The organism is Chitinimonas viridis (assembly GCF_030409555.1).
Taxonomy (GTDB): Bacteria; Pseudomonadota; Gammaproteobacteria; order Burkholderiales; family Chitinimonadaceae; genus Chitinimonas; species Chitinimonas viridis.
The window spans coordinates 344,504-368,376 of record NZ_JAUFPU010000019.1 but is presented as its reverse complement, the minus strand read 5'-3'; the positions used below and the strand labels follow the sequence as shown (position 1 = coordinate 368,376).

Annotated in this window: 17 protein-coding genes; 14 read left to right on the top strand and 3 right to left on the bottom strand. The window is 60.5% G+C overall.

What is annotated here, in order from left to right; all coding sequences use genetic code 11:
• Nucleotides 1-89: 89 nt before the first annotated feature.
• From QWZ03_RS20235 to QWZ03_RS20220, 4 genes are read left to right on the top strand one after another with little or no spacing between them, the layout of a single operon-like run.
• Nucleotides 90-1,028 (top strand): tRNA dihydrouridine synthase, encoded by a 939-nt coding sequence (locus tag QWZ03_RS20235; RefSeq protein ID WP_290334421.1) that lies wholly within the window; start codon nucleotides 90-92, stop codon nucleotides 1,026-1,028.
• Nucleotides 1,029-1,038: 10 nt separating this feature from the next.
• Complete coding sequence (locus QWZ03_RS20230; protein WP_284196118.1) at nucleotides 1,039-1,392, top strand: YkgJ family cysteine cluster protein; 354 nt, start codon at nucleotides 1,039-1,041, stop codon at nucleotides 1,390-1,392.
• Between the two features lie 10 nt (nucleotides 1,393-1,402).
• Nucleotides 1,403-1,795 (top strand): group II truncated hemoglobin, encoded by a 393-nt coding sequence (locus QWZ03_RS20225; RefSeq protein WP_290334420.1) that lies wholly within the window; start codon nucleotides 1,403-1,405, stop codon nucleotides 1,793-1,795.
• A gap of 30 nt (nucleotides 1,796-1,825) precedes the next feature.
• Nucleotides 1,826-2,212: a hypothetical protein gene (locus QWZ03_RS20220; RefSeq protein WP_290334419.1), complete on the top strand. Its 387-nt coding sequence runs from the start codon at nucleotides 1,826-1,828 to the stop codon at nucleotides 2,210-2,212.
• A gap of 65 nt (nucleotides 2,213-2,277) precedes the next feature.
• On the opposite strand, the gene QWZ03_RS20215 is transcribed toward QWZ03_RS20220, so the two are convergent.
• Nucleotides 2,278-2,877, bottom strand: coding sequence for a putative metalloprotease CJM1_0395 family protein (locus tag QWZ03_RS20215; protein WP_290334418.1), 600 nt, complete (start codon nucleotides 2,875-2,877; stop codon nucleotides 2,278-2,280).
• 269 nt (nucleotides 2,878-3,146) lie between these two features.
• On the opposite strand from QWZ03_RS20215, the gene QWZ03_RS20210 reads away from it, so the two are divergent.
• The 10 genes from QWZ03_RS20210 (at nucleotide 3,147) to QWZ03_RS20165 (ending at nucleotide 19,155) form a co-directional block, all read left to right on the top strand.
• Entirely contained in the window at nucleotides 3,147-4,898 is a 1,752-nt protein-coding gene (locus QWZ03_RS20210; RefSeq protein ID WP_290334417.1) for an autotransporter assembly complex protein TamA, read from the top strand.
• On the top strand, nucleotides 4,895-8,845 hold the full coding sequence (locus tag QWZ03_RS20205; RefSeq protein WP_290334416.1) for a translocation/assembly module TamB domain-containing protein: 3,951 nt from the start codon (nucleotides 4,895-4,897) through the stop codon (nucleotides 8,843-8,845). Before QWZ03_RS20210 ends, QWZ03_RS20205 begins: the two co-directional genes overlap by 4 nt.
• 36 nt (nucleotides 8,846-8,881) lie before the next feature.
• Nucleotides 8,882-10,309 carry a 3'-5' exonuclease family protein gene (locus tag QWZ03_RS20200; RefSeq protein WP_290334415.1) on the top strand — a complete coding sequence of 476 codons (1,428 nt, stop codon included), beginning with the start codon at nucleotides 8,882-8,884 and terminating at the stop codon, nucleotides 10,307-10,309.
• A gap of 170 nt (nucleotides 10,310-10,479) precedes the next feature.
• Nucleotides 10,480-13,470: a PAS domain S-box protein gene (locus QWZ03_RS20195; RefSeq protein WP_290334414.1), complete on the top strand. Its 2,991-nt coding sequence runs from the start codon at nucleotides 10,480-10,482 to the stop codon at nucleotides 13,468-13,470.
• 126 nt (nucleotides 13,471-13,596) lie between these two features.
• The gene (locus QWZ03_RS20190) at nucleotides 13,597-14,394 is read left to right on the top strand and encodes an alpha/beta fold hydrolase (protein ID WP_290334413.1); all 798 of its coding nucleotides are present in this window, start codon (nucleotides 13,597-13,599) and stop codon (nucleotides 14,392-14,394) included.
• A gap of 177 nt (nucleotides 14,395-14,571) precedes the next feature.
• Nucleotides 14,572-15,195: an HD domain-containing protein gene (locus QWZ03_RS20185; RefSeq protein WP_290334412.1), complete on the top strand. Its 624-nt coding sequence runs from the start codon at nucleotides 14,572-14,574 to the stop codon at nucleotides 15,193-15,195.
• A 313-nt stretch (nucleotides 15,196-15,508) separates the two neighbouring features.
• Entirely contained in the window at nucleotides 15,509-15,649 is a 141-nt protein-coding gene (locus QWZ03_RS20180; RefSeq protein WP_284196092.1) for a hypothetical protein, read from the top strand.
• Between the two features lie 369 nt (nucleotides 15,650-16,018).
• Nucleotides 16,019-16,663: a thiol:disulfide interchange protein DsbA/DsbL gene (locus QWZ03_RS20175; RefSeq protein ID WP_284196091.1), complete on the top strand. Its 645-nt coding sequence runs from the start codon at nucleotides 16,019-16,021 to the stop codon at nucleotides 16,661-16,663.
• Between the two features lie 190 nt (nucleotides 16,664-16,853).
• Entirely contained in the window at nucleotides 16,854-17,630 is a 777-nt protein-coding gene (locus tag QWZ03_RS20170) for a ferredoxin--NADP reductase (protein ID WP_284196090.1), read from the top strand.
• Nucleotides 17,631-18,027: 397 nt separating this feature from the next.
• Nucleotides 18,028-19,155, top strand: coding sequence for an aromatic ring-hydroxylating oxygenase subunit alpha (locus QWZ03_RS20165; protein WP_284196089.1), 1,128 nt, complete (start codon nucleotides 18,028-18,030; stop codon nucleotides 19,153-19,155).
• 69 nt (nucleotides 19,156-19,224) lie between these two features.
• Here QWZ03_RS20165 and hemN read toward each other — a convergent pair whose 3' ends face one another.
• Both hemN and QWZ03_RS20155 read right to left on the bottom strand, forming a co-directional pair.
• Nucleotides 19,225-20,664 carry an oxygen-independent coproporphyrinogen III oxidase gene (gene hemN, locus QWZ03_RS20160; protein WP_290334411.1) on the bottom strand — a complete coding sequence of 480 codons (1,440 nt, stop codon included), beginning with the start codon at nucleotides 20,662-20,664 and terminating at the stop codon, nucleotides 19,225-19,227.
• A 117-nt stretch (nucleotides 20,665-20,781) separates the two neighbouring features.
• Nucleotides 20,782-23,871 (bottom strand): error-prone DNA polymerase, encoded by a 3,090-nt coding sequence (locus QWZ03_RS20155; RefSeq protein ID WP_290334409.1) that lies wholly within the window; start codon nucleotides 23,869-23,871, stop codon nucleotides 20,782-20,784.
• Between the last annotated feature and the right edge of the window lie 2 nt (nucleotides 23,872-23,873).

The following is a 23,873-nucleotide window of genomic DNA, read 5'->3' as shown; positions in this document are numbered from 1 at the left end:
CAGCATACAAAAGATATAAAAAAACGCATTGCTAATTGCCATTCGGTAAACAAGCCAAATTTTGCTAGAATCCAAGGTTTTTCAAAGGCTTGTCTATTTTGCGTATTGCGCTTGCCCCGATGGAGGGACTGGTTGATGCCCCACTACGTACTGCGCTGACCGAAATTGGCGGTGTGGACTGGTGTGTGACCGAGTTCGTGCGGGTAACCAGCACCCTGTTGCCGCCACGCTACTTCAAGCGGGTGGCGCCGGAGTGGGCTAATGGCTGGAAGACTCCCGGTGGCGTCACGCTCAAGTTGCAGTTGCTGGGGTCGGACCCCGCCTGCCTGGCTGATAATGCGGCCCGTGCGGCCGAGCTGGGTGCGCCTGGCATAGACCTGAACTTTGGCTGCCCTGCGAAGACAGTCAATCGCCATCGCGGTGGTGCCGTGCTGCTGCAGGAGCCGGAGTTGCTGCACGCCATCGTGCGCGAAGTGCGCCGTGCTGTACCTGCCCATGTACCGGTAACCACCAAGATGCGGCTGGGCTATGAAGACACGGCACTGGTGCTCGATTGCGCCCGCGCGCTGGATGAGGGCGGCTCGGCCGAGCATGTGGTGCATGCCCGTACCAAGCTGGATGGCTACAAACCACCCGCGCACTGGCACTGGATTGCCCGTATCAAGGAAGTGGTGAAATCGCCCGTGGTCGCTAATGGCGAGATTTGGACAGTGGAAGATTACTTTCGCTGCCGCAGCGAATCGACCTGTGACGACGTCATGCTGGGGCGTGGGCTGGTAGCCCGGCCTGACCTTGCCAGACAGATACGCGCAGCCATCGCTGGCGAGGCGGCTGACGTGGTTGAGTGGCCTGAGCTGCTGGAGATCATCCGGCGCTTTCATACCGGCTTGATCGGCACCGGTGCCCCCACCTATGCGCCGGGGCGTTTGAAGCAATGGCTGGGCTATCTGCGCCGTAGCTACCCGGAAGCCACGGCCTTGTTCCGTGAAATACGCACCCAGTCGCAGCTGGCTGCCATTCCGGCCTGATTCAACCTACATGAACGCTAGCCCCAACGACAACCCTTGTCTGAGCTGCGGCGCCTGCTGTGCGGCGTTTCGGGTGAGCTTTGACCGCGCTGAGTTGGACGAGGAGGGCGGGCGAGTCCCTGTAGGTCTGGTGGACTACGAAAACGATGTGCTGTGCCGCTTGCGCGGTACGGATTACCTGAAGCCCCGTTGTATAGCACTGGTGGGCACCATAGGCAGCCGGGTGCAATGCGGCATCTATGCCGAGCGGCCTGGCCCTTGCCGCGAGTTTGCCCCGTTGGCCGAGCATGGGGTCTTTCCGCCGGCCTGCAACCGCGCCCGTGCCCGACACGGCCTGCCACCATTGGCTGTCAGCCAGGAGTAGAGAGCATTTTATGAGTCAGTTACTGAAAACCACCCCTTACGACATGCTGGGCGGCGAGGCTGGCGTCGCCACCCTGGTGCAGCGCTTCTACGACATCATGGATAGTGACCCGGTCGCGGCCGGGGTGCGAAGTGTGCATGCACCTGATCTTGCCGAGGCAAGAGAGAAGCTGCGGTTGTTTCTTACCGGCTGGATGGGCGGGCCGGCACTGTATATCGAAAAATACGGCCACCCCATGCTGCGCGCCCGGCACCTGCCTTTTCGCATAGACGAGCGCATGCGCGATGAGTGGCTCTATTGCATGTTCAAGGCCATGGGTGAAATGAATCTGGATCAGTCCTTGGTTGATCATCTGGAGCAGGCATTCTGGCGCACCGCAGATTTCATGCGGAATGCGGATTGAGTGTCGCTAACATTCAAATGGAAAGCGGTAATGTTTTTATTGGTATTGGTATTGCTACTGATGTTTGTGGCCATGATTTCAATCAAGGCGGCTGTAGCGGTGGTCGCATTTTCCTTGGTAACAGGATGGGTAGTGAAGTTTGCCGCCCGCATGGCGTCTGCAGAGGTGGGACTGTTTGAATCCATGAAAGCGGCCGCGTTTTCGCTCTTTCTGAATGCATTGGCGAACGCGTGGATTTTCCCAGGTGGCGAAATGATTCAGGTCATAGGATCGCTCATTGTTGTTGCCGTAAGCGTGTTGGCGTTCAGTATTGTCCTTGAGTTAAAGGCTGTCGCCGCTATTGTTGTCAGCTTGGCATTCTGGTTGGTTGCGTTCCCTTTAATGATATTCGCCGGCTCTGCGCTCTTGCGTAGCTGAGTGTGCCGCTGCAGGGGGTTTCCGTACCCGTGTTGCTTTTAGGTGCCTCTCTCATCAAGGCGCTGTCAAGCATAAGCACTCAGCAAGCCTTGGTTGAAATCCTGTGCGCCGGGACTTTGCTCATAAGCCTGGCGGGCACGCTGGCCCTGGCGGGTATTGCTTTCTGCTTCGGTTAGTGTGGCACCTGTCTTGCCATCGGCCTCGCTGGGCTCCTCCCCCTGCGCTTGCCGGGCTTGCTCGGCCTGGGCGTCCATCGCCATCTGCCTAGCCTGGGCGGCAATGGCGCGGTCTGCAGCTGAAGGGTCTTGCGGCGCCAGTGCGGCGCGTTCTATCGCCTGCGCCTTGCTGATGGTTTCTTCGGGCGTCCTGCCCTTGGATACGCTGATGGCGACTTCACCGCCGACGGCGTAGTTCACGCCATCGGGGCCGCGCTGGTAGGTATAGCTGGGACCTGATACCACCAGGCCGCCAGCGGCTGCCATATGGGCCTGTTCGTGCTGCCTGACCTGTCGATCACGCTCTTGTAGCGCGCGCACGCGCTCCATTTCCTCGCGGCTGAGCTGTTGCTCCTGGGCGCTGCCGGATTCGGGCTTGGCGGGATCGGTCTTGACGGGCTTGCCGCTGAGGTCGGTAGGGGGGGGCGAGCTCTTGACGGTCTGGGGCATGCACATGGCGCAGCTGCAACCACTACTATGCAGCCGCGCGGGCATGGATGCATAGTATGTGCTGCTGGCTGAAACCCCTGAGATGCTCATTGGTCTATCCCCATCATGCGCGTTACACGGCGCGGATATTCCCCTAACCTGATTTTACCGCCCGATCGACGATAATTGTATCCCCGGTTGTCGGTTAAGCCCTTGTTCTCGATGGAATACCCCACGATTTGCTCACACATGCCATGACGTTGGGCCGGCGCCTCGCTAAACTGCCCGACGTGCGCCGCCTATCCCAACTTATCCCCCTGCATCTGTTGACTGCCTTGTTGGCGGCACAGGGCCATGCTGCCGGCCTAGAGTATCGGGTCGAGATTGTTGCACCTTCACCGCTGGATGATCTGCTGCGGCAGAACTTGGGGGTATTGCGCTGGCAGGGTAGTGACTATATCGACCAGGAGCAACTGCAGCGGCTCTACGAGGCAACGCCGAAGGAGATAGAGAAACTGCTCGCGCCACAGGGGTATTTCAACCCCAAGATCACCGCGAGCATGGGGACAGAGCGTCACCGCTGGCTGCTGGGTTTCAAGGTGGAGCCGGGCGAGCAGGCGCTGGTGCATGATGTGGAGCTGCAAATAGCAGGCGCCATCCGCGAGGAACCCGATTTCGGTAGCCGCTGGGCTGAGTTGATTGAGGTATGGCCCTTGCCCATAGGGGGATACTTTACCCAATCCGATTGGGATGCCGCCAAGCGGCGTGGTGTGCAGGCACTGATTATCGACCGTTTCCCGGCGGCATCCATCAGGGACAGCCGCGCGTATATCGACCCGGACAAGAACAGTGCGGAATTGAGCGTGCAATACGACTCCGGGCCGAGGTTTACCTTTGGCCAGTTGCAGGTCAGTGGGCTCAAGCAGTATTCGCGTGAGCTGGTGGAGCGTTTGCAGACCTTCAAGCCTGGCGAGGGCTATAGCCAGCAGAAGCTGCTGGATTTTCAGACTGCCTTGCAGAACACGCCGTATTTTTCATCGGTGTTTCTCGATGTACCCATTGATGCCAGCCAGCCCAATGATGTGCCGGTCAAGCTGGAGTTGGCCGAGGCACCGCGTTATCGCACCGATGCCGGTGTGGGTTATGAAACCGACAAGGGGGCACGGACGCGGCTGGCGTTTACTGACAATAATCTGCGAGGCCGTGGCTGGATAGGATCGTTGGAGCTGAAACTGCAGCGGCGAGAGCAGCGCTTTGATGCCGATGTGAAGCTGCCGCCCGATGTCGATGGCTATCGCTACAGCAGCAGTTTTCAGGCCAAGAACGAAGATGTGGAGGCGGTACGGACTTCGGCGCAAACCCTGGGGGTGCAACGCAGCCGGCTCAAGGGTCTGATCGAGGTAACCCAGGCCTTGCAGTACACCCGTAGCGCGGAGCAGGCCGAGGGCAAGGAGAGGCAGCTCAACCGCGCCCTGATTGCATCGCAAGCCTGGTCGCGATCTGAGCTGGACAACCCGGTAGACCCACGCAGCGGTTTAGCGCTGAGTTGGCAGTTGGGGGGGGCGGCCAAGGCTTTGCTGTCGGATACCAACTTTGTGCGCGCCTGGGGGCGGGCCACCTGGTATATGCCTGTCGGGGATGCGGGCATCGTGCTGTTGCGTGGAGAAGCCGGCCAGGTAGTGAGCGACAACAGCGACAGTGTGCCGACCGATTCCCTGTTCCGGGCCGGCGGCGCGGGTTCGGTGCGCGGCTACAACTACCAGTCCATCGGCATCAAGACGGATACCGGTGCGGTGGAGGGGGGCAGGGTGCTGGCTATAGGTAGTGTGGAGTATCAGCACCGCATTGTGGGCAAGTGGCGCGGTGCAGTATTTGCCGATGTGGGTGCCGCCGCTGATGACTGGCTCAGTTTCAAGGCGTACAAAGGCTATGGGGTCGGTGCCCGCTGGGTTAGCCCGGTGGGGCCCTTTGCACTTGATGCGGCCTATGGTGCGGCGGACAAGAAAGTGCGCTTTCACTTTTCGCTGGGGATAGGGTTTTGAGCGAGCCCCAGACCACTTCCGCCCCACAGCCAGCAACACCCAAGGCCAAGCGTAGATGGCGCCTGGGGCCGGTGTGGCTGGAGTTGTTCCTGTTTCTGCTGGTGTCGCTGCTGGCGGCCGCAGTTTTGATGGCAGCCAGCCCCACCGGGACGCGTGGCCTGTTTGCCCTGCTGACGCATTTGACCGACGGCATGATCCGGGTGGCCCAGGTGGAAGGAACGCTATGGGGAGAGCTGCGCCTGCAGGGTGTGCAGATCAAGACCGAAACTGAGGATGTGCGGCTGGACAGTGCTGTGTTGCGTTGGCAGCCAGCGCAATTGCTGGTGGGGCGGGTGGCGGTGGATGCACTGGTGCTAGGCAATCTGGACATACGGACCCAACCCAGTACAAGCCCCACCGAAGTCCCCGATGCCTTGGATCTGCCGATGGCTTTGCGCGTCCGCTCGGCCACTGTCGGCAAGGTGGTGGTGGATGGCGTGCATGTTCTGCAATCTGCCAGCCTGACGCTGGAGAGCACTGGCACGCTGCATCAGCTGACGGTACAGCAAGCCCGCACCCCCTGGTTCGATGGCAAGGGCCAGTTGCAACTGACGGGTACCCGGCCGTTCAAGCTCCACGGCGAGCTCAAGATGACTGGCAGCGCAGAGGGCGCGCCCTGGCAGGCCGGACTGAAAATGTCTGAATCACTGGAAAGCCTGCGCCTGGTAGGACAGGCCCAGGGTGGCCCGGTGCAGGATAAGCCATTCCGTGCCCGTTACGACTTGCGGCTTGCGCCGTTTTCCCGCTCGGCCTACGGCATACTCAAGGCAGGTGAAGTGGCTACCGAGGCGATGGATCTGCGTGTGCTCTCTGCCAGCCTGCCGCGCACGGCGCTGGATTTACAACTGCAAGCCAGGCCGGCAAGGTGCAATGATGCCCGTGTCGGCAGCCAAGGGCAGGAACATAGGCGTGCCCCCTGCCGCGAAGAGGCGGTGGCGGTGAGTGTGCAACTGAGCAATCCGCTGGCTGGCAACTGGCCAGCCGGCCGGCTGCCTCTTCGGCAAGCATCTGCCAGCCTGCGGCTGGATACCGAACACCTCTGGATAGAGCAGCTGAACGCCGGTTTGGCGGAGGGGGAATTGGGCTTGGCGGGGACGGCAACGCTGGATCAGCTGGATATCAAGGCCGTGCTGAGCAAGCTGAATCCCGCCGCTTTTGGTGGCCCTGCCTGGCCGTTATCCGGTCAGCTGGTGTTGTCCGGTAGCCCGCAAGCGCCACTGCTGCAAGGTGAGGTGGGCGATGGCCGGTTGACGCTGGCGATGGACTTGGGCGTGGTTGGCGAGTTGCCAGCCCACAAGCTTGTGGCGAAGCAACTGATCTTGAAGGCGGCGGAAGGCAGCCTGGCGCTTACCGGGGAGCTGGGGCTGGCAGGCAAGCAAAGCTTTAAGCTGACCGGAAAACTGGCAGGGATGGACCCGCAAGTCCTGGCCAAATTGGTGGATTACCCCCTGCCTGCTGGTCAGATCAATGCAGATATCACTGCGGCAGGGCAACTGGCCGCGCCTATGGCACTCACCTTCAAGGCGGATATCGCTCCCAGCCGTTTCAACGGGCAGCCACTGCAAGGCGAACTGGCAGCGGATTGGCGGGCCGCGGCCGTGTTGCAGAAGGTGAGGGCTGCATTGGCGCTGGGGCCGAATCGCTTGAACGCGCAGGGTGATTTTGGCCTGCCTGGTAATAGCCTGCGTCTGGATATACAAATGCCGGATGTCAGCGACTTCGGTAAGGGATTCAACGGCCGCCTGGAGGCGCAGCTGAATCTGTCCGGCACCTTGCAACGGCCTTCGCTGGAGGGGACGGCCCGTAGTGAGCAGCTGCGCCTGCCTGGTGAGATCGCAATAGGCAATGCCGTGCTGGCGGCCCGCTTGGATGCCGCACCCGACAAGCCTGCCAGCAGCCCGCTCATGCTGAAGCTGGATGTGACACAGCTGACCGCCCCCAAGCTGGCATTGAACCGGGCACGGCTGCAGATTAGCGGCACCCAGGCTGCCCACACGGTGGAGCTGGAGGGGGCAGGCAAGCTGGCGGAGGAAGATTTCGAGCTACTACTGAAGGGGGGCGGCAGCCTGGATACACAGCAGTGGCGTGGGCAGGTAGTGGCACTGGAAAACAAGGGCGTCTGGCCCGTGCGCCTGAACATGCCGGCGCAGTTGCAGGTGGCGCGTGATGGCGGTGCGGTGCAGGGGCTGGATGCTGTGGCACTGGGGGCAAAGATACGGGTGCAGCGTGGCGAGTGGCATCATGGTGGCCGGTTCAGCGCCCAAGGCGATATGCGCGATGTGGCGCTGGCTGAATGGCTGGAACGTTTGCCTGAGTTCAAATCCAATCTGTCTACCGACCTGGTGCTGGCCGCACGCTTTGACTTGCAGGGCGATGAGAAACTGGCAGGCAGCCTGGTGCTTGAAAGGCAGACTGGCGACCTGGCACTGCTGGTGGATGACCCGACGATCAAGCCCATGCCACTAAAGCTATCGAGTGCCAAGGCGCAGCTGGATTTGGCTGGCGATCAGGCGGCCCTGGCCTTGGATCTGAAATCAGCTTCCTTCGGTTCGGCTTCGGGCCGTATCAGCACCCGGTTCGAGCGTACTGAACAAGGGTGGCGGCCCGCCGCAGGCGCTGCGCTGGAGGGCAAGCTGCAGGCGGAAATGCCATCCCTGGGCTGGGTGGGCCCGCTACTTGGGCCGGCCGCCAAGGTCGAAGGCAAGCTTTCGGCTGAAGTTACGGCCGGTGGGCATATAGGCGCGCCAAGCTGGTTTGGGCGGCTCAGCGCCAAAGACGTGGCACTGAGGCTGCCCGACAGTGGTATCTATTGGCGCGAGGGTCAGCTGGATGCCACGCTGGACGGTGATACCGCACAGCTCTCGGCCTTATCGCTCAAGGCCGGCAAGGGGGAAATGACCGCATCGGGCCGTATGAGTCTGCGGGATACCGGTCCTGAGGGCTCGCTGCTAGTGAAGTTTGCGCAATTTGGCGCGCTGACCCGACCTGATCGCAACCTGGTGGTGTCGGGAGAAACCGCCCTGGGTGTGCAGGGCGAGGCACTGACGCTGACCGGTAAGTTATCTGCCGATGAGGGCCTGATAGAGCTACCGCGTGGCGATGCGCCGACGCTGGGTGACGACGTGATCGTGAAGGGGCGGGAGACGCCTGATCGCAAGCGCAGCAAGGCACCGCCGATTACCCTGCGGCTTGATCTGGATCTGGGCCAGAAATTCGTGTTCAAGGGCCAGGGGGTGGATGCCCGCCTGTCTGGATTGGTGAGAATCGCCGCCAGCCCCACCCAGAACCTCTCTGCCAGTGGCGCGCTCAAGGTGGATGAAGGGCGCTACGCCGCCTATGGCCAGAATCTGGCCATTAGTCGAGGCATCATTACTTTCCAGGGGCCGCTGGACAATCCGGCGCTGGATATTCTGGCTGAGCGCAAGAACCTGCCGGTGGTGGTGGGGGTGAAAATCGTGGGCACTGCCCTGGCGCCCAGGGTGAGCCTGGTATCCAACGATGCCATGTCGGATGCAGAGAAGTTGTCCTGGTTGGTATTGGGCCGCGGCTCTGCGGCGGGCGGTGGCGATGCCGATCTCTTGCTGACGGCGGCGGATGCGCTGTTTACAGCGGGTGACTCGGTGGGCTTGCGCCAGCAGATGGCGGGCCGCCTGGGGCTGGACGATATCAGCATTGGCCGCTCTGACAGCTATACCAAGGACGAGGGGGATGGCGGCGCCTTGTCGGGACGGGTGGTCAGCCTGGGCAAGCGGGTATCGGACAAGGCCTATGTGAGCTACGAGCAGAGTCTGGACGGCGTGGGTTATGCGGTAAAACTGACGTATCAGCTGACACGGCGGGTATCGGTAGCCTTGACCGCAGGGCAGAGTAGTGCGGCGGATCTGCTGTATTCCTGGACTTTCGATTAAAGTGACGGCCCCTTGCCCTTCTCATTGCGTAGCACCATGCCTGATTTGCTAGACCAGCCGCTGATCTTTGTCGACCTCGAAACCACCGGGGCCAATGCGCAGCGCGACCGTATCACCGAGGTTGGCCTGGTGGAGTGGGATGGCGAGTGCATGACGGAGTGGAGCTGCCTTGTCAACCCGCAGACTGCCATTCCGCCATTTATCAGCCAGTTGACGGGCATCAGCGACGCAATGGTGGCGGAGGCCCCGACCTTTGCCCAACTGGCCGAGCCGCTGCTGGCGCGGCTGGAGGGCAGGGTATTCGTGGCCCATAATGCCCGCTTTGACTATGGCTTTCTCAAGAACGAGTTTCAGCGCGCTGGCCTCAACTTCCGTGCGCGGGTGGTGTGTACCGTCAAGCTTTCGAAAAAGCTGTTTCCTGGCGAGTACAAGCACAATCTGGATGCCGTATCGGCGCGCAATGGCCTGGTTGCTGAAGGTGAGCGGCATCGTGCCTTGACCGATGCGCGGTTGATCTACCAGTTTCTGGTCAAGCTCAAGCGTGAGCTACCGGCAGAGCAATTGAATGCCGTGCTGGAGGAGATCAGCCGCCAGGCCAGTCTGCCCGCAGGTGTTGATCCCGAGGTGATCGAGTCCATGCCGGATGGCCATGGGGTGTATCTGTTTTATGGTGACAGCGATGCCTCGCTCTATGTGGGGCGGAGCAGTAATCTCAAGCGCAGCGTGCTGGCGCATTTTTCTGGGGATGGGCGTGCCAGCAAGGCGCTGCGCTTTCACCACCAGATCACCCGCATAGACTGGATATCCACCGCTGGCGAGCTGGGGGCGTTGCTGATGGAAGCACGCCTGCTCAAGCAACTGCAGCCACTGCATAACCCAAAGCAGCGGTGCGACGAGCAGTTGTGCGCCTGGCGCTATGAGCCCAATGCAGAGGGGAGTGCCAAGCTTGAGCTGGTCTACGCCCACGAGTTGGACTTTAGTCGCCAGACCAATTTGTTTGGGCTTTACGGCAATGAGCGGGAGGCAACCAACACCCTGCGCAAGATCGCCGAGGCCAACAAGCTATGCATGATGGCACTGGGGCTGGAACGTACAAGCCGGCGAGCGGGTACGCCCTGTTTTGGCATGCAGATAGGCAAATGCCGTGGTGCCTGCGTCAACAAGGAACCCATGCTGACCCACCAGGCGCGTGCCTGCGCCGTGCTGGCCAAGCTCAAGCTCAATAGCTGGCCCTATGGCGGACCTATCCTGGTCAAGGAACAGGCCGAGTCCAGCGCGGCGGTGGATCTGCACCTGATAGACCACTGGCGCCACCTGGGTACAGTGAACTGCGAAGAGGACTTGCCCGAGCTGCTGGAGCAAGTGGGGCAGATGCCGTTTGACCTGGATAGCTACAAGATACTGAACAAGCATTTGCGCAGCCTGCCAGGGCTGGCGATTGTGAGGCTGTCTGGCGCGGCTTGAGTGGTTCGCGTCTGGCGCGGGTAGTTGGCGGTTTGCATCAGGTTTGGGGTGTTTGGCGGCTTGGGGTGGATGGGTAACTGGTGGTTTGGCGGATTTACCTTACAATCAAATGCTGAAATACGCCGAGTACGGTTGTTGGCCCTGGCTGACACCCAAACACCAAGAGCGCAATGGAGAAGACCCCCGGAATCTGGCCGCCCCTGTTGAAGGGGACGGTTGCGGCTACCGCTGTTCTGGCGGCGAGCCTGCTGCCTGCATGGGTGGCACTGCCCCTGGCCGTGGCCATAGGTGGAGGGGTGGCCTATTTCTGTCATCTACGTTCTGCCGCCAAGCCTGACGACACCGAAGTTGCCGCAGAACTTGCTGGCTTTGTGGAGCAGTCTCTGGTTGGTATCTACTGCCTGGAGGCTGACCGCATCGTCTATGGCAATCAGGCCATGGCCGATATCCTGGCCTACCCACGCGATGCGCTGTCTGACCTGCCGCTCAGTCGCGTCATACATCCTGATGACCTTGAGCTGGTAACCGAGAACGTTCGCCGCCGCATGGCGGGGGAGGTCGATAGCCTGCGCTATCCCTTCCGCATCCTGCGCGGTGATGGGCAGATAAGGCATTGTGAAGTGCATAGCAGGGCTGCCCGGCTGGGGGGCGAGCATCGTCTGGTCGGTGTGTTGATCGACATTACCGACCGCATCACCGTTCAGCATGAACTGGCGCTGTATGCGCGGGCTTTCGAGGCCAGCAGCGAAGGCATCGTGGTGACCGATGCCATGGGCATGATCGTTACCGTCAACTCTGCCCTGGAAAGCCTGTCGGGCTATCGCCGCGATGAGCTGGTGGGGCAGCCTGTGCTGTCGCTGGAGCACCGCATCAGTGGCACGCGCCTGGAGCATATCGTGGCGGCAGCCCTGAGCAGCGGCCGCTGGCAGGGGGAGTTCCTGGCCCTGCGCAAGAACGGCGACGTCTATCCGACCATGCTGTCGATCAGCGCACTGCGCAACGAGCACCATGCCGTCAGCCACTACATAGCCATCATCAGCGATCTTTCGCCCATACGGGCGGCAGAGCGCAAGCTGTTGGAATCGGAAGGCAAGTTTCGCGCATTTGTGGAGCTGTCGCTGGTTGGCCTGTATGTGGTGCAGGATGGCCGGCTGGTTTATGCCAATCCAGAAATTGCGCGTGTGCTGGGTTATGACTCGGCCGACCAGCTGATCGGTCTTTCGGTGGAGGACATGACCGCCACCGAGGATCTACCCCTGTTGCGCGACTATCACCGCCGCCGACTGGCGGGCGAAATGGAAAGTGCCCGCTATACCTACCGCGCCAGGCGTCGCGATGGCAGCTTGTTGTGGGTGGAGGCGCATGGCCGGGTATTTGAATACGATGGTCGGCTGGCCGTGATGGGTATTGCGCTGGACGTAAGCCAGCGGATTGAGGCGGAGCGGCAGTCCAGGCTGGCAGAGCGGGTATTCGAGTCAGCCTCTGAGGGGATACTGATCACAGATGCCGATAGCCGGATCGTGGCAGTGAACCCGGCATTTAGCCGTATTACCGGTTATTCGGCGCAGCAGGCCATAGGCAAGCTGTCGCGCATGTTGATGCGGCAGGATGCCCGTGCTGAATTCAACCATGAAATGCTCGACCACCTGGCACGTGATGGTCACTGGCAGGGTGAGATGCGTGATCGGCGTCTTGGTGGTGAGTGGTATCCGGTGTGGATGTCCATCTCGGCGGTGCGTGATGATGCAGGGCGCATCAATAGCTATGTTGGAGTCTTTACCGACTACACCAGCCGCAAAGAGGCGGAAACCCGGCTGCACTATCTCGCCAACCATGACGGTCTGACAGGGCTGTTGAATCGCAGCGGCTTGATGAGCCAGCTGGAGCACGAGATCAGCCGGGCACGGAATCTCAAGCAGTCGCTGGCCGTGTTGTTTCTCGACCTGGACCGATTCAAGGCCATCAATGACACACTGGGGCATGGTGCGGGAGACAAGCTGCTGGTGGCTGCCACCGAGCGTTTGCGCAACCAGGTCAAGGCGACGGATCTGCTGGGTCGCCTGGGCGGAGATGAGTTCACCCTCGTACTGGAGAACCTGCCCAACCCGGAAATGGCAGCTGACGTGGCGAACCGGGTGGTCGATGCTATGGCGCAGCATTTCTTTATCGATGGCCACGAGATGTTCGTGACCGCCAGCGTGGGTGTGGCTGTGTACCCAGGGGACGGCCATGATGCGGCGTCGCTGCTGAAGAACGCTGACGTGGCCATGTATAGGGCCAAGCAACGGGGCAAGAACACCTATCAGTTTTTTGCCAAGGAGATGAATGCCCAGGCGTTTGAGCATCTGCTGCTCGAAAACAGCCTTAGGCACGCACTGGAGCGTGGCGAGTTTGAACTGCATTATCAGCCACAGGTGGCGACCGAGACGGGCGAGATCGTTGGGGTGGAGGCACTGATACGCTGGCGGCATCCGGAGTTGGGTCTGGTGCCGCCCGCACGGTTCATCCCCCTGGCTGAGCAGAATGGCCTGATTGTGCCCATCGGCGCCTGGGTGCTGCAGGAGGCCTGTCGGCAAGGCAGGGAGTGGCTGGATGCAGGTTATGGCCTGCGCCATATCGCGGTGAACCTTTCCGCCCGCCAGTTTGCCGACGACAATCTACTGGGCTATATCAGCGAGGCGCTGAGCCAGAGCGGCCTGCCACCCCATATGCTGGAGTTGGAACTGACCGAGAGTACCGTGATGCAACAACCGCAGGATGCCGTGAGGCTGCTGTTGCGTTTGCAGGAAATGGGCGTCGCCTTGTCCATTGATGACTTTGGTACCGGCTACTCCTCGCTGGTCAGCCTCAAACAGTTCCCGCTGGATAACCTCAAGATCGACCGTGGTTTTATCTCGGGCATCCCACACGAAGGCGACGACATGGTCATCACGGAGGCCATTGTTGCCATCGCCCGCAAGATGGCATTGAAGGTTGTGGCCGAGGGCGTGGAAACGGTTGAGCAGTTTGATTTCCTGCGTGCCGCCGGCTGTGATCTGGTGCAAGGCTATCTACTGGGTCGCCCCATGCCTGCATCCGAGCTGATGATGCGCCTGTCGGCGGACAAGGTGCTGTTGCCCAGGCTGGATGCCGGCTGGCAGGAAATTCATCCACCACGCTGACAGTCAGGGCAGGGCGAGGGTATGATTCGAGTTAATATTCTAGCAACCGCTAGATAGTTTATTTGAGTGGCGGATAGGGTGACATGTCACCTTTCTGCCATGCAAACTTGGCCGCCCCGGACTCGCATGAAAACTCCTCTGCATTTCTCCCACGCCAACAGCTTTCCGGCCAGCAGCTACAAGCAGTTCCTGTCGCAGTTCGAAGCTGATTTCGATGTGGGTTACATAGAAGCGCTGGGGCATGATCCGCGGTATCCCGTGCATGACTGCTGGCCAAATCAGGTGCTTGAATCCATACGCTACATCGAGCAGCGCTATGACCAGCCGGTGATCGCAGTTGGTCATTCGCTGGGCGGGTTTCTCTCCTTCATGTGTGCCATGGAGCGGCCCGACCTGTTTCGCGCCGTCGTGCTGCTCGATTCCCCCATCTTCAGCAGACGGGTTTCCAGCATGTTGCGCCTGGGGAAATGGTTTGGCTTTATCGAGCGATTGACCCCAGGCCGGGGGTCACGTACCCGCCGCCGCGAATGGCCCAGCACGGAAGCTGCCTATCGCCATTTCGAGGGACGCGGCATGTTTGCCGATTTCGACCCTCGCTGCCTGCGCGACTATGTGATGGAGGGCACTGTACCGACGGAAAACGGCGTCAGGCTCAAGTTTGACACCGAAGTGGAGTACCGCATCTATGTTGGCCTGCCGCATGTTTTTCCACGCCATAGAGGCAAGCTGACAGTGCCTACCGGCTTTATCGGCGGCAAGACCTCGATCTATGTACGGCCAGCCGACATTGCCAGCATGAAGCGGCATTTCGGCGTGAAACTGGCAGAGTTTGATGGCGGGCACCTGTTTCCCTTCGAGAAGCCGGAGCTGGCGGCTGTTGCGGTCAAGGAGATGATTGCAGCGCTGACGACGCCGGCTGGGTAAAACGGGCTACTAGGCAACTCATTTCGGCGCTGTTGCGAAATGGCAGTCCTCACACAGTGTGTGCGGCGCATACCTGTTGGCAGCTCCCGAGCCTCGCAGTAGCCGCTCTGCTTGGGCCGACCAATCGGGTGAGCTGAGGTACGATGTGGCGTTTCAATAGCAGGCGGCGCGTGGGATATGGTGGACAGAATTGCAAGCTGGCGTCATGCCTGGATGGGTGTGGGGGTGGCGGAGCCTGATGCGGCTTTGCTGGCTGCGTTGCTGGCGCGGTATGGGGAGGTCCAGCGCTTCTACCACACCTTGCAGCACCTGGATGAGTGCCTGGCGCTGTTTGAAACCACCTCTGCCTGTGCGGAGCGGCCGGGGGAGGTGGCGTTGGCTTTGTGGTTTCATGATGCCATTTATGATGTGCAGGGCCGGGATAATGAGGCGCGCAGTGCGGCTTGGGCGTGGGAGGCTTTGCTGGCGGCCGGGGTGGGTGGGGCGGCGGTGGAGCGGGTGGTGCAGTTGATCATGGCGACCCGGCATGACGTGCTGCCTCTGACGGTGGATGCCCAGCTGCTGGTGGATATCGACCTGGCGATACTGGGGGCGGAGGCATCGCGCTTTGCCCAGTATGAGCAGCAGATCAGGCAGGAGTATGCCTGGGTGGCGCCGGCTGTTTTTGCGGCCAGGCGCGCTGCTGTGCTTGCGGGTTTTCTGGCGCGGCCGCGTATTTATGCGACCGATGCTTTGTTTAAGCGGCTGGAGCTGCCAGCCCGGGCCAACCTGCAGGCAGCAATTTTGCAGCTGGGTGCTTGACCTTGTAGTTACTTCAAGATTTATGCTGTGTCCGTCTTGACCTGGGTTGGGCCTGCTGGTTCAGGCGGCATTGGCATGCAGCGCCAGTGCTGGCTCCAACCCGGTCGGCGAGTAGCCACCAAGGATTGGGTTCATGGCAGGCTGTCGGCCTTTCGTAGTAGCGTAGGGTCTCTGCGGTGCGTTGTGCCGACTGGGCTGTTTCGCCGATTTTCATGATGTATTCAGACAAGTCTTGTTTTACTGGCGTCACGGTAGCGTTTTGTGGCTATCTGTGCGGTGTAGGGCATCCGGGCAATGAAGGAGTGGGTATTCAATGAGCGAGCAGGAAATGAACGACAAGCAACGAGACAGGGCTGCCATGGCGCGCCGTAATCTGCGTACGGCCTTGATACTGGTGTTGCTGATAGGCGGCTCGATGGCGGCCTTTCTGAATAACTTTGGTGTTTTTGGCTGACAGTTGCGGCCTCTCCGCTGAGACTAGCAGTTGACGCGTCTGACGGGGCGTTTGCCCTGTTGGATTGCCGGTGGCGCCGGCGCTGAAGCGGCTGTTGATGGGGAACCGTGGTGGCTGGCATTTGTCTAGCGATGTTGGTCAGGCGCTGGCGCACAGGGAAACCCTGTGCTAGGCGTTGGGGTGGCGGCCGGGTAAAGGTTTTGTGCCGCCCTTGTTGCCGCGACGGAAGTGCCTCTTGCACGTTGCGTGGAGGGCGCTGCATTGGCGCGCTTTTCGACGCTTTTTGAATGAGCTTCAGTTTTTCAGCAGTTACAATGGCGGCCGCTGGATGGCCGCCTGATCCATCCAAACAATGAGAAAGCACTCTGTATGAACAGCAAGCGTCTATTTGCCCGTGCCTTGTTGGCATTGGGTCTGTCGGTAATCGGTGCCTCGGCCTTGGCTGCTGGCGACCATGCTGGCCCGGTAACCAAGCTGCCGGTTGCCCAGCCTGTGGCTACCCCTGGCAAGATCGAGGTGATCGAGTTCTTCTGGTTTGGCTGCCCACATTGCAGCGCCTTGGAGCCTGCGGTGGCGGCCTGGGAGAAGAGCCTGCCGCCTGATGTGGTTCTGCGCCGTGAGCATGTGATGTGGGATGGCCGCTCGGACATGGAAGGCCACACCAAGCTGTTTGTGACACTGCGTACCATGGGCCTGCTGGCTCAGCACCAGCGTGCCGTGTTTGATGCCATACACGGTGGCCGGGTGGAACTGCGTGACGAGAAGACGTTGTTTGAGTGGGTGGCCAAGCGCGGTATCAACCGTGCCCAGTTTGAGGCTGCCTACAAGTCGTTTGGTATCGGCAGCCAGATTGGCCGTGCCAAGCAGATGACTCGTGACTATCGCGTCAATGGGGTGCCGACCTTTATCGTTAACGGCAAGTATTCGACTTCGGTAAGCCAGGCGGGTGGCGAGCAGCAGCTGTTTGCCATATTGAACAAGCTGATTGCGCAGGAGCGCGCCGGCAAGAAGTAAGGCTCTGTGCAGGTGTGGGTGTGGTTGGCGTCTTGCTGGCCATGCCTGTGCCGGCGACTTCTGCGAGGCTGGAGGTTGCTGGGCGCCCCCTTTATTCCATTCTGCTGGATGCAAATACCTGAATGTGTAGGGGGAGGTTCTAATACTTTGCTAAAATCCCGGTCTGCCAATTAACAACCGTTCTCATCTCATGTCCACCATCGCTACCGAACGCGTCCTGAGCGTCCATCACTGGAACGACACCTTGTTCAGCTTTACCACGACCCGCGACCCCGGGCTGCGGTTTGAGAATGGACACTTTGTGATGATAGGTCTGCAGGTGAATGAGCGCCCCCTGATGCGGGCGTACTCGATTGCCAGTGCCAACTATGAAGAGCATCTTGAGTTCTTCAGCATCAAGGTGCCCAATGGCCCTCTGACCTCGCGCCTGCAGCACTTGAAGGTGGGTGATGAGCTACTGGTGAGCCGCAAGCCTACCGGCACCTTGGTGATACATGATCTCAAGCCTGGCAAGAATCTGTTCCTGTTTGGTACGGGTACTGGCTTGGCGCCTTTCATGTCCATCATCAAGGACCCGGAGACCTATGAGCATTTTGAGAAGGTCATCCTGTTCCATGGCGTGCGTTTTGTGAATGAGTTGGCTTATGCTGACTACATCCAGAATGAGCTGCCCAAGAATGAATTCTTTGGCGATGTGATCCAGCAGAAGCTGATCTACTACCCCAGCGTGACCCGCGAGGAGTTCCGCAACCAGGGCCGGCTGACTGATCTGATCGAGAACGGCAAGCTGTGTGAGGATTTGGGCCTTCCACCGCTGAACCCGGAAACCGACCGTGCCATGATGTGCGGCAGCCCGAGCATGCTGAAGGATACGGCGGCCTTGCTGGATGCCCGTGGCTTCCATGTTTCGCCACGCATTGGTGTGCCTGGCGACTATGTGATCGAGCGTGCCTTTGTCGAGAAGTAATCGGGTATCTTGCCGTTGAGCGCTCGGCCTGCCTGTGGGGTGGGCCGTTGCGCTTTGATGGCTGCCTGTTTGCTGATGTGCTATGTCCCTAATCTGTAAGCAAGTTTTCTGACAGAAATGACTTGCCTGCGAGGGGGGATTGGGCGAAAATCCGGCCCTTGTTTTATAGCGTTGCGGCACCTCGCCCAACGCGGGTATTAGGGCGCTGAAAAGCGTGCCTGGTGCTTGCCCCAAAGGGCCATGAGGCTAGGGAGGCTGGGCTTGCGGGCTCGTCTCCGGCTAGGCGCAATGCCTGCCGACTCGTAATCCATCAAGGCAAGACGTTCTTAGACCTTCGGGTGTTGGGGCGCGTCTCTAGATGGATTGCGCCCAACTCCGACTCTTGGGGGTGTGGGATATGTCCAACCTGACTTCATCCAACCAGCTTCGCGCGGCTCAAGCGCAATTGCCTATCTCGGTCTATTTTGACCCGGATTTTTATCGGCTAGAACAGGAAACGCTGTTCTCCCAGGCGCCAAAGTATGTCGGCCATGAGCTGATGGTTCCCAACGTGGGCGACTATCAGGTGTTGGAGATGTATGATCGTGCGCGCTTGCTCAAGCGTACCGAGTCTGGCGTCAAGCTGCTGTCGAATATCTGCCGCCACCGTCAGGCTTTGATGGTGGATGGGCGCGGCAATAGCTCGCACATCGTTTGCCCTTTGCATCGCTGGACCTATGACAACCAGGGCACGCTGCTGGGTGCGCCGCATTTTCCTGAGAAGCCCTGCTTGAACCTGCCGGAGACCCGGCTGCAGACCTGGAACGGCATGCTGTTTGAGCTGGGTACGGGCGGCAGGGATGTAGAGGCGGACCTGAAGAACCTGGGCGTGGCCAAGGATCTGGATTTCAGCAACTACATGCTGCATAGCGTGCAGGTGGATACTTACGAGGGCAACTGGAAGACCTTTATCGAGGTTTATCTGGAGGACTACCATGTGGATCCATTCCACCCTGGCCTGGGCCGGTTTGTGGAGTGCGATGACCTGAAGTGGGAGTTTGCCGACTGGTATTCGGTCCAGACTGTGGGTATCAACAATGCCTTGGCGAAGGCCGGTTCGAAATCGTATGCGGAGTGGCACAAGCAGGTGCTGGCATTCAACCGTGGCCAGATGCCTAAGCATGGTGCCATCTGGTTGACCTATTACCCCAATGTGATGGTGGAGTGGTATCCGCATACGCTGGTGATCTCGACCTTGCTGCCGGATGGCCCTCGCCGCTACAAGAACATTGTGGAGTTCTATTACCCTGAGGAAGTGGCCTTGTTCGAGCCGGAGTTCATGGCGGCGGAGCAGGCGGCCTACCAGGAGACGGCGGTAGAGGACATGGAGATCATCCGCCGCATGGAAGAGGGCAGGGAGCGGCTATACAAGGAGGGTAGGGACGAGTTCGGCCCTTACCAGAGCCCGATGGAGGATGGCATGCTGCATTTCCATGAGTTCATGCGCCGGGAGATGGCTGAGCATATACCTGCCATGCGCCTGTAAGTGTTGCGGTGATGTGGTTGTGCCAGGGGCCGGTACCGATAAGGTGCCAGCCTTTGTCTTGTGGTGGGCTCAGATGGTTTTGGAATAGCGCTGCAGGGGCTGGCTTTGCTGTAGGCGGCGGTCGAAGATCATGGCGATGTTGCGTACCAGCAGGCGACCGCGTGGCAGTACCTGCAGGCGCTGTCCATCCAGGCTGAGCAGGCCATCATCTGTCAGGGCTGCCAGCTTGGGCTGTTCGGCGGCAAAGTATTCGTTGAAGCGGATGCCCCAGCGCGCCTCCAGCTGGGCGAAGTCGAGTGCGAAATCACACATCAGTTGCTGTATCAGACTGCGGCGCAGCCTGTCGTCTTCGTTCAGGGCGATGCCTCGGAACAGCGGCAGTTTGCCGGCATCCAGCAGGGCGTAGTATTCCTCGGTGCCGCGTACATTCTGGCTGTAGCTTGCGCCCAACTTGCTGATGCCTGAGACGCCCAAGGCGAGTAGATCGATGTCGTCGCGCGTGGAATAACCCTGGAAGTTGCGGTGCAGGGTGCCTGCGCGCTGGGCAATGGCCAGTTCGTCATCGGGCAGGGCAAAGTGATCCATGCCGACATAGACGTAGCCGGCGGCGGCGAGTTTGCTGATGGCGAGGCTGAGGATATCGAGCTTGGTGTCGAGTGCGGGGAGGTCGGCTTCGTTTATCTGCCGCTGCGTTTTGAACAGCTGCGGCATATGCGCGTAGTTGTAGATGGAAAGGCGATCCGGTCGGGCTGCGATCACTTTGTCCAGGGTGGCGCTGAAGCCTTGTACGGTCTGCAATGGCAAGCCGTAGATCAGGTCGATGGAGATGGATTTGAAGCCATGTGCTCGGGCCGCTTCAATCACTGCCAACGTTTCGGCTTCGCTCTGGATGCGGTTGACGGCCTGCTGGACGGCGGGGTCGAAGTCCTGCACGCCGAGGCTCATGCGATTGAAGCCCAGCTTACCCAGGTGTGCCACGGTGGCTGGCTGGACTTTGCGCGGGTCTATCTCTATCGAGTATTCGCCTTCGTCCTTGGGGGCGAAGTCGAAATGAGCTCGAAGTTGCTGCATCAGTCGGCCGAGTTGGGCATCGGAGAGGAAGGTGGGGGTGCCGCCGCCGAAGTGCAGCTGCTCCACCCTGGCGCGGCCTGCGAATAGGGGGGCTTGCAGGGCAAGCTCCTTGTCGAGGTAGTCCAGGTATACCTCAGCATGAGCCTTGTTCTTGGTGATGATCTTGTTACAGCCACAGTAGTAACAGATGGTATTGCAGAAAGGGATATGCACGTAGAGCGACAACGGGCCTTGCTGACCAGCGGGGAACTGCCTTGCCACTTCTGCGCGATAGGCGGTTTCATCGAACCCGGCATGGAAATGGTCGGCCGTGGGATAGGAGGTGTAGCGAGGGCCATTGCCCGCCAGGCGCTCGATCAGGCTTTTGTCGAAAGACAGGCCTTGAACATCAAAATCTGCTGGGGCCGGCTTAATGGCAGTGGGAGCGGGCGCATTCATGCGGGCAACCATGTCGATATGAGGTGCGGCCAGTGTGCCTGGGTGCGAGGGGCGGTGCCTTGATGCGCATCAATCGGGGTCGTCTTTGATGGCTGGTTGGCTGGCGCTGCGATGGGACTAGTGGAAATCGCGGCTCTCTACCGACAGGGTTCCCAGTAGCTCGGATTTGTCGGCCAGGCGCTTGGCGAGCAGATGGACGACCTCGCCTTCCCGCTGCACCACGCCGTAGACGGCCAGTAGCCGGGCGCCCAGCAGTTCCTTGCGCTGCCTTTCGCCCAGATCCTGCCAGACAATGACATTGGTGTTGCCGGTTTCGTCTTCCAGGGTAACAAAGGTGACGCCGCTTGCCGTGCCGGGACGTTGGCGGCCAACTACGATGCCGCAGGCCCGTGCGGGTTGGCCGTGCTGGCAGGCGCGCAGCTCGGCGGAACTGAGCAGGCGATCCCGACTCAGGCGTGGGCGTAGCAGACTGAGGGGATGGGCCCTCAGGGTGAGGCCCTGGCTGCGGTAATCTTCCAGCACCTGCTGGCCCAGGCTGGGGAGCGGGAGGGTGATGGCTGCCTCTGCCTTGGCGGCCATGCCTGCGAGGTCTTGCTCCAGCTGTAGGCCGCCTACCTGCCAGCGGGCTTGTCGGCGATTTCCAGCCAGGCTGGCCAGCGCATCGGCATCCGCCAGGATGCCCAAGCTGCGCTTGTCGAGACCGGCCAGGCGCTGTAGCTGGATCAGGCTATCGTAACCAGCCGCTGGCCGGTGGACGGCAATGCGCTCGCCTACGCCCCGGCCCAGGCCGCTGATCAGCCGCAAACCCAGTCGGAGTGCGTGCTGGGGGCGCTGTTCGTCTTCCAGTGTGCAATCCCAATCACTGCGCTGCACATCGACAGGGTACACGACGATGCCATGCCGCTTTGCGTCCTGTATCAGCTGCGATGCGGAGTAAAAACCCATGGGCAGGCTGTTGAGCAGAGCGCAGGTGAAGGCGGCAGGTTCGTGCCGCTTGAGCCAGCCTGATACATACACCAGCAGGGCGAAGCTGGCGGCATGGGATTCGGGAAAGCCATATTCGGAGAAGCCTTCTATCTGCTTGCATAGCCGGTCTGCAAATTCCTGGGTATAGCCATTGGCCAGCATGCCGGTGACCAGCCGCTCTTGGTAATCCGCCAGTTCACCCGTGCGGCGCCAGGAGCCCATGGAGCGCCTAAGCTGGTCGGCCTCGCCGGGGGTAAAGTCAGCGGCATCGATGGCCAGTTGCATGACCTGCTCCTGGAAGATAGGCACACCCAAGGTTCGCTCCAGCGTCTTCTTGACGGCTTCGGATGGGTAATCGACGGGCTCCAGCCCTTGTCTCCGCCGCAGGTAGGGATGCACCATGCCGCCTTGTATGGGCCCAGGGCGCACGATGGCTACTTCGACCACCAGGTCGTAGAAGGTTTTGGGCTTGAGTCGCGGCAGCATGGACATCTGCGCTCTGGATTCGATCTGGAACAGGCCCACGGTATCGGCATGTCCTATCATCTCGTAGACCTGTGGGTCTTCTGCGGGGATATCGGCCATGCGCATCAGTGGTTGCTGGCGTATCGCGGACACCAGTGCCAGCGTACGGCGTATGGCGCTCAACATGCCCAATGCCAGCACATCGACCTTGAGCAGACCCATGGCGTCCAGATCATCCTTGTCCCACTGGATGACGGTGCGGTCTGGCATGGCGGCGTTTTCTATGGGGACCAACCGTGCCAAGGGACTGTGGGAGATAACAAAACCGCCCACATGTTGCGACAGATGGCGAGGGAAGCGCATCAGCACCTGTGCCAGCCGCAGCAGTAGTTGGACTGGCCGGCTCTCGGGGTCGAAGCCTGCCTCCTGCAGGCGCTTGGGCAGCTCTGCGCGGCTATCCCACCAGGCCAGGGTTTTGCTGATCTGATCCAGTTGCTCTTCGTCAAACCCCAGTGCACGCCCCACATCCCGCAGGGCGCTACGCGGGCGGTAGGTAATCACGGTGGCGGCCAGTGCGGCGCGCTCCCTGCCATAGCGCTTATATATGTACTGGATGACCTCCTCCCGTCGATCATGCTCGAAATCCACATCGATATCGGGTGGTTCCTGCCGCTCTTGCGAGAGAAAGCGCTCGAACAGCAGATTGGATCTATCTGGGTCTACCTCGGTGATGCCCAGGGCAAAGCAGACGGCCGAGTTGGCCGCTGAGCCACGGCCCTGACAGAGGATCTTCTGGCTACGGGCGTAGGCGACGATATCGTGGACGGTGAGAAAGAACGACTCATAGCGAAGCCTGGTGATCAGCGCCAGCTCGTGCGCTATCTGGCGGCGGACTTTTTCTGGCGCGCCTGCTGGATAGCGCTGGTTTAAGCCGATTTCGGTCAGTGTGCACAGATGGCTTGCCGGTGTTGCGCCCTCGGGTACCAGTTCGGCGGGGTATTCATAGCCCAGATCAGCCAGGAACTGGCCGCAGCGCTGTGCAATGCGCACGGTTTCTGCCAGCAGCGCGCGTGGGTAGATGTGGGCGAGCGCCCAGGGACTGCGCAGGTGGCGCTCACCATTGGGAAATAGCGCCAAGCCGCATTCTGCTACCGGCCGGCCCAGCCGGATTGCTGTCATGACATCCTGCAGGGCGCGGCGGGATCGGACATGCATATGTACATCGCCACTGGCGACGCAGGGGAGGCCGCATTGCTGGCCTAGCTGCAATAGTGCGGACAGGCGGTTGCCATCGTCTGCCTCCTGAAACAGCTCTACCGCCAGCCAGGCGCGATCGGGGAAGTGCTGGCCAAGCCATAGACCGTCTGCGGTATCAGGCAGGGCGGGGGGCAGCCATAGGGCTAATAGTCGTGCGGCATGGTGCGCGACGGCGGCACGATCCAACTGGTATGAGCCCTTGTTGGCATTGCGTCGCCCCAGGCTGATCAGCTGGGATAAATCGCCATAGGCTTCACGATCTGGCGCCAGCAATACCAGGCGCAAGCCATCGCCCAGGGTTAGTTCGCTTCCTACGATCAATTGCAGGCCGTGCTTCTGGGCGGCCAGATGGGCGCGAACAATACCGGCCAGCGAGCATTCATCGGTTATGGCCAGCGCTTGATAGCCCAGCTTGGCAGCCCGCTCCACCAGCTCGTCTGCGTGCGATGCGCCGCGCTGGAAGCTGAAGCAGGAAAGACAATGCAACTCGGCATAGGTGGCTTGGTCGGCGGCAGGCATGG

What these genes read in the sequence shown, in the direction of transcription:
- QWZ03_RS20230 (WP_284196118.1), top strand. Translation starts at nt 1,039, where the DNA reads ATGAACGCTAGCCCCAACGACAACCCTTGTCTGAGCTGCGGCGCCTGC.
- QWZ03_RS20225 (WP_290334420.1), top strand. Translation starts at nt 1,403, where the DNA reads ATGAGTCAGTTACTGAAAACCACCCCTTACGACATGCTGGGCGGCGAG.
- QWZ03_RS20220 (WP_290334419.1), top strand. Translation starts at nt 1,826, where the DNA reads ATGTTTTTATTGGTATTGGTATTGCTACTGATGTTTGTGGCCATGATT.
- QWZ03_RS20215 (WP_290334418.1), bottom strand. Translation starts at nt 2,877, where the DNA reads ATGCCCCAGACCGTCAAGAGCTCGCCCCCCCCTACCGACCTCAGCGGC.
- QWZ03_RS20200 (WP_290334415.1), top strand. Translation starts at nt 8,882, where the DNA reads ATGCCTGATTTGCTAGACCAGCCGCTGATCTTTGTCGACCTCGAAACC.
- QWZ03_RS20195 (WP_290334414.1), top strand. Translation starts at nt 10,480, where the DNA reads ATGGAGAAGACCCCCGGAATCTGGCCGCCCCTGTTGAAGGGGACGGTT.
- QWZ03_RS20190 (WP_290334413.1), top strand. Translation starts at nt 13,597, where the DNA reads ATGAAAACTCCTCTGCATTTCTCCCACGCCAACAGCTTTCCGGCCAGC.
- QWZ03_RS20185 (WP_290334412.1), top strand. Translation starts at nt 14,572, where the DNA reads ATGGTGGACAGAATTGCAAGCTGGCGTCATGCCTGGATGGGTGTGGGG.
- QWZ03_RS20180 (WP_284196092.1), top strand. Translation starts at nt 15,509, where the DNA reads ATGAGCGAGCAGGAAATGAACGACAAGCAACGAGACAGGGCTGCCATG.
- QWZ03_RS20175 (WP_284196091.1), top strand. Translation starts at nt 16,019, where the DNA reads ATGAACAGCAAGCGTCTATTTGCCCGTGCCTTGTTGGCATTGGGTCTG.
- QWZ03_RS20170 (WP_284196090.1), top strand. Translation starts at nt 16,854, where the DNA reads ATGTCCACCATCGCTACCGAACGCGTCCTGAGCGTCCATCACTGGAAC.
- QWZ03_RS20165 (WP_284196089.1), top strand. Translation starts at nt 18,028, where the DNA reads ATGTCCAACCTGACTTCATCCAACCAGCTTCGCGCGGCTCAAGCGCAA.
- hemN (WP_290334411.1), bottom strand. Translation starts at nt 20,664, where the DNA reads ATGAATGCGCCCGCTCCCACTGCCATTAAGCCGGCCCCAGCAGATTTT.
- QWZ03_RS20155 (WP_290334409.1), bottom strand. Translation starts at nt 23,871, where the DNA reads ATGCCTGCCGCCGACCAAGCCACCTATGCCGAGTTGCATTGTCTTTCC.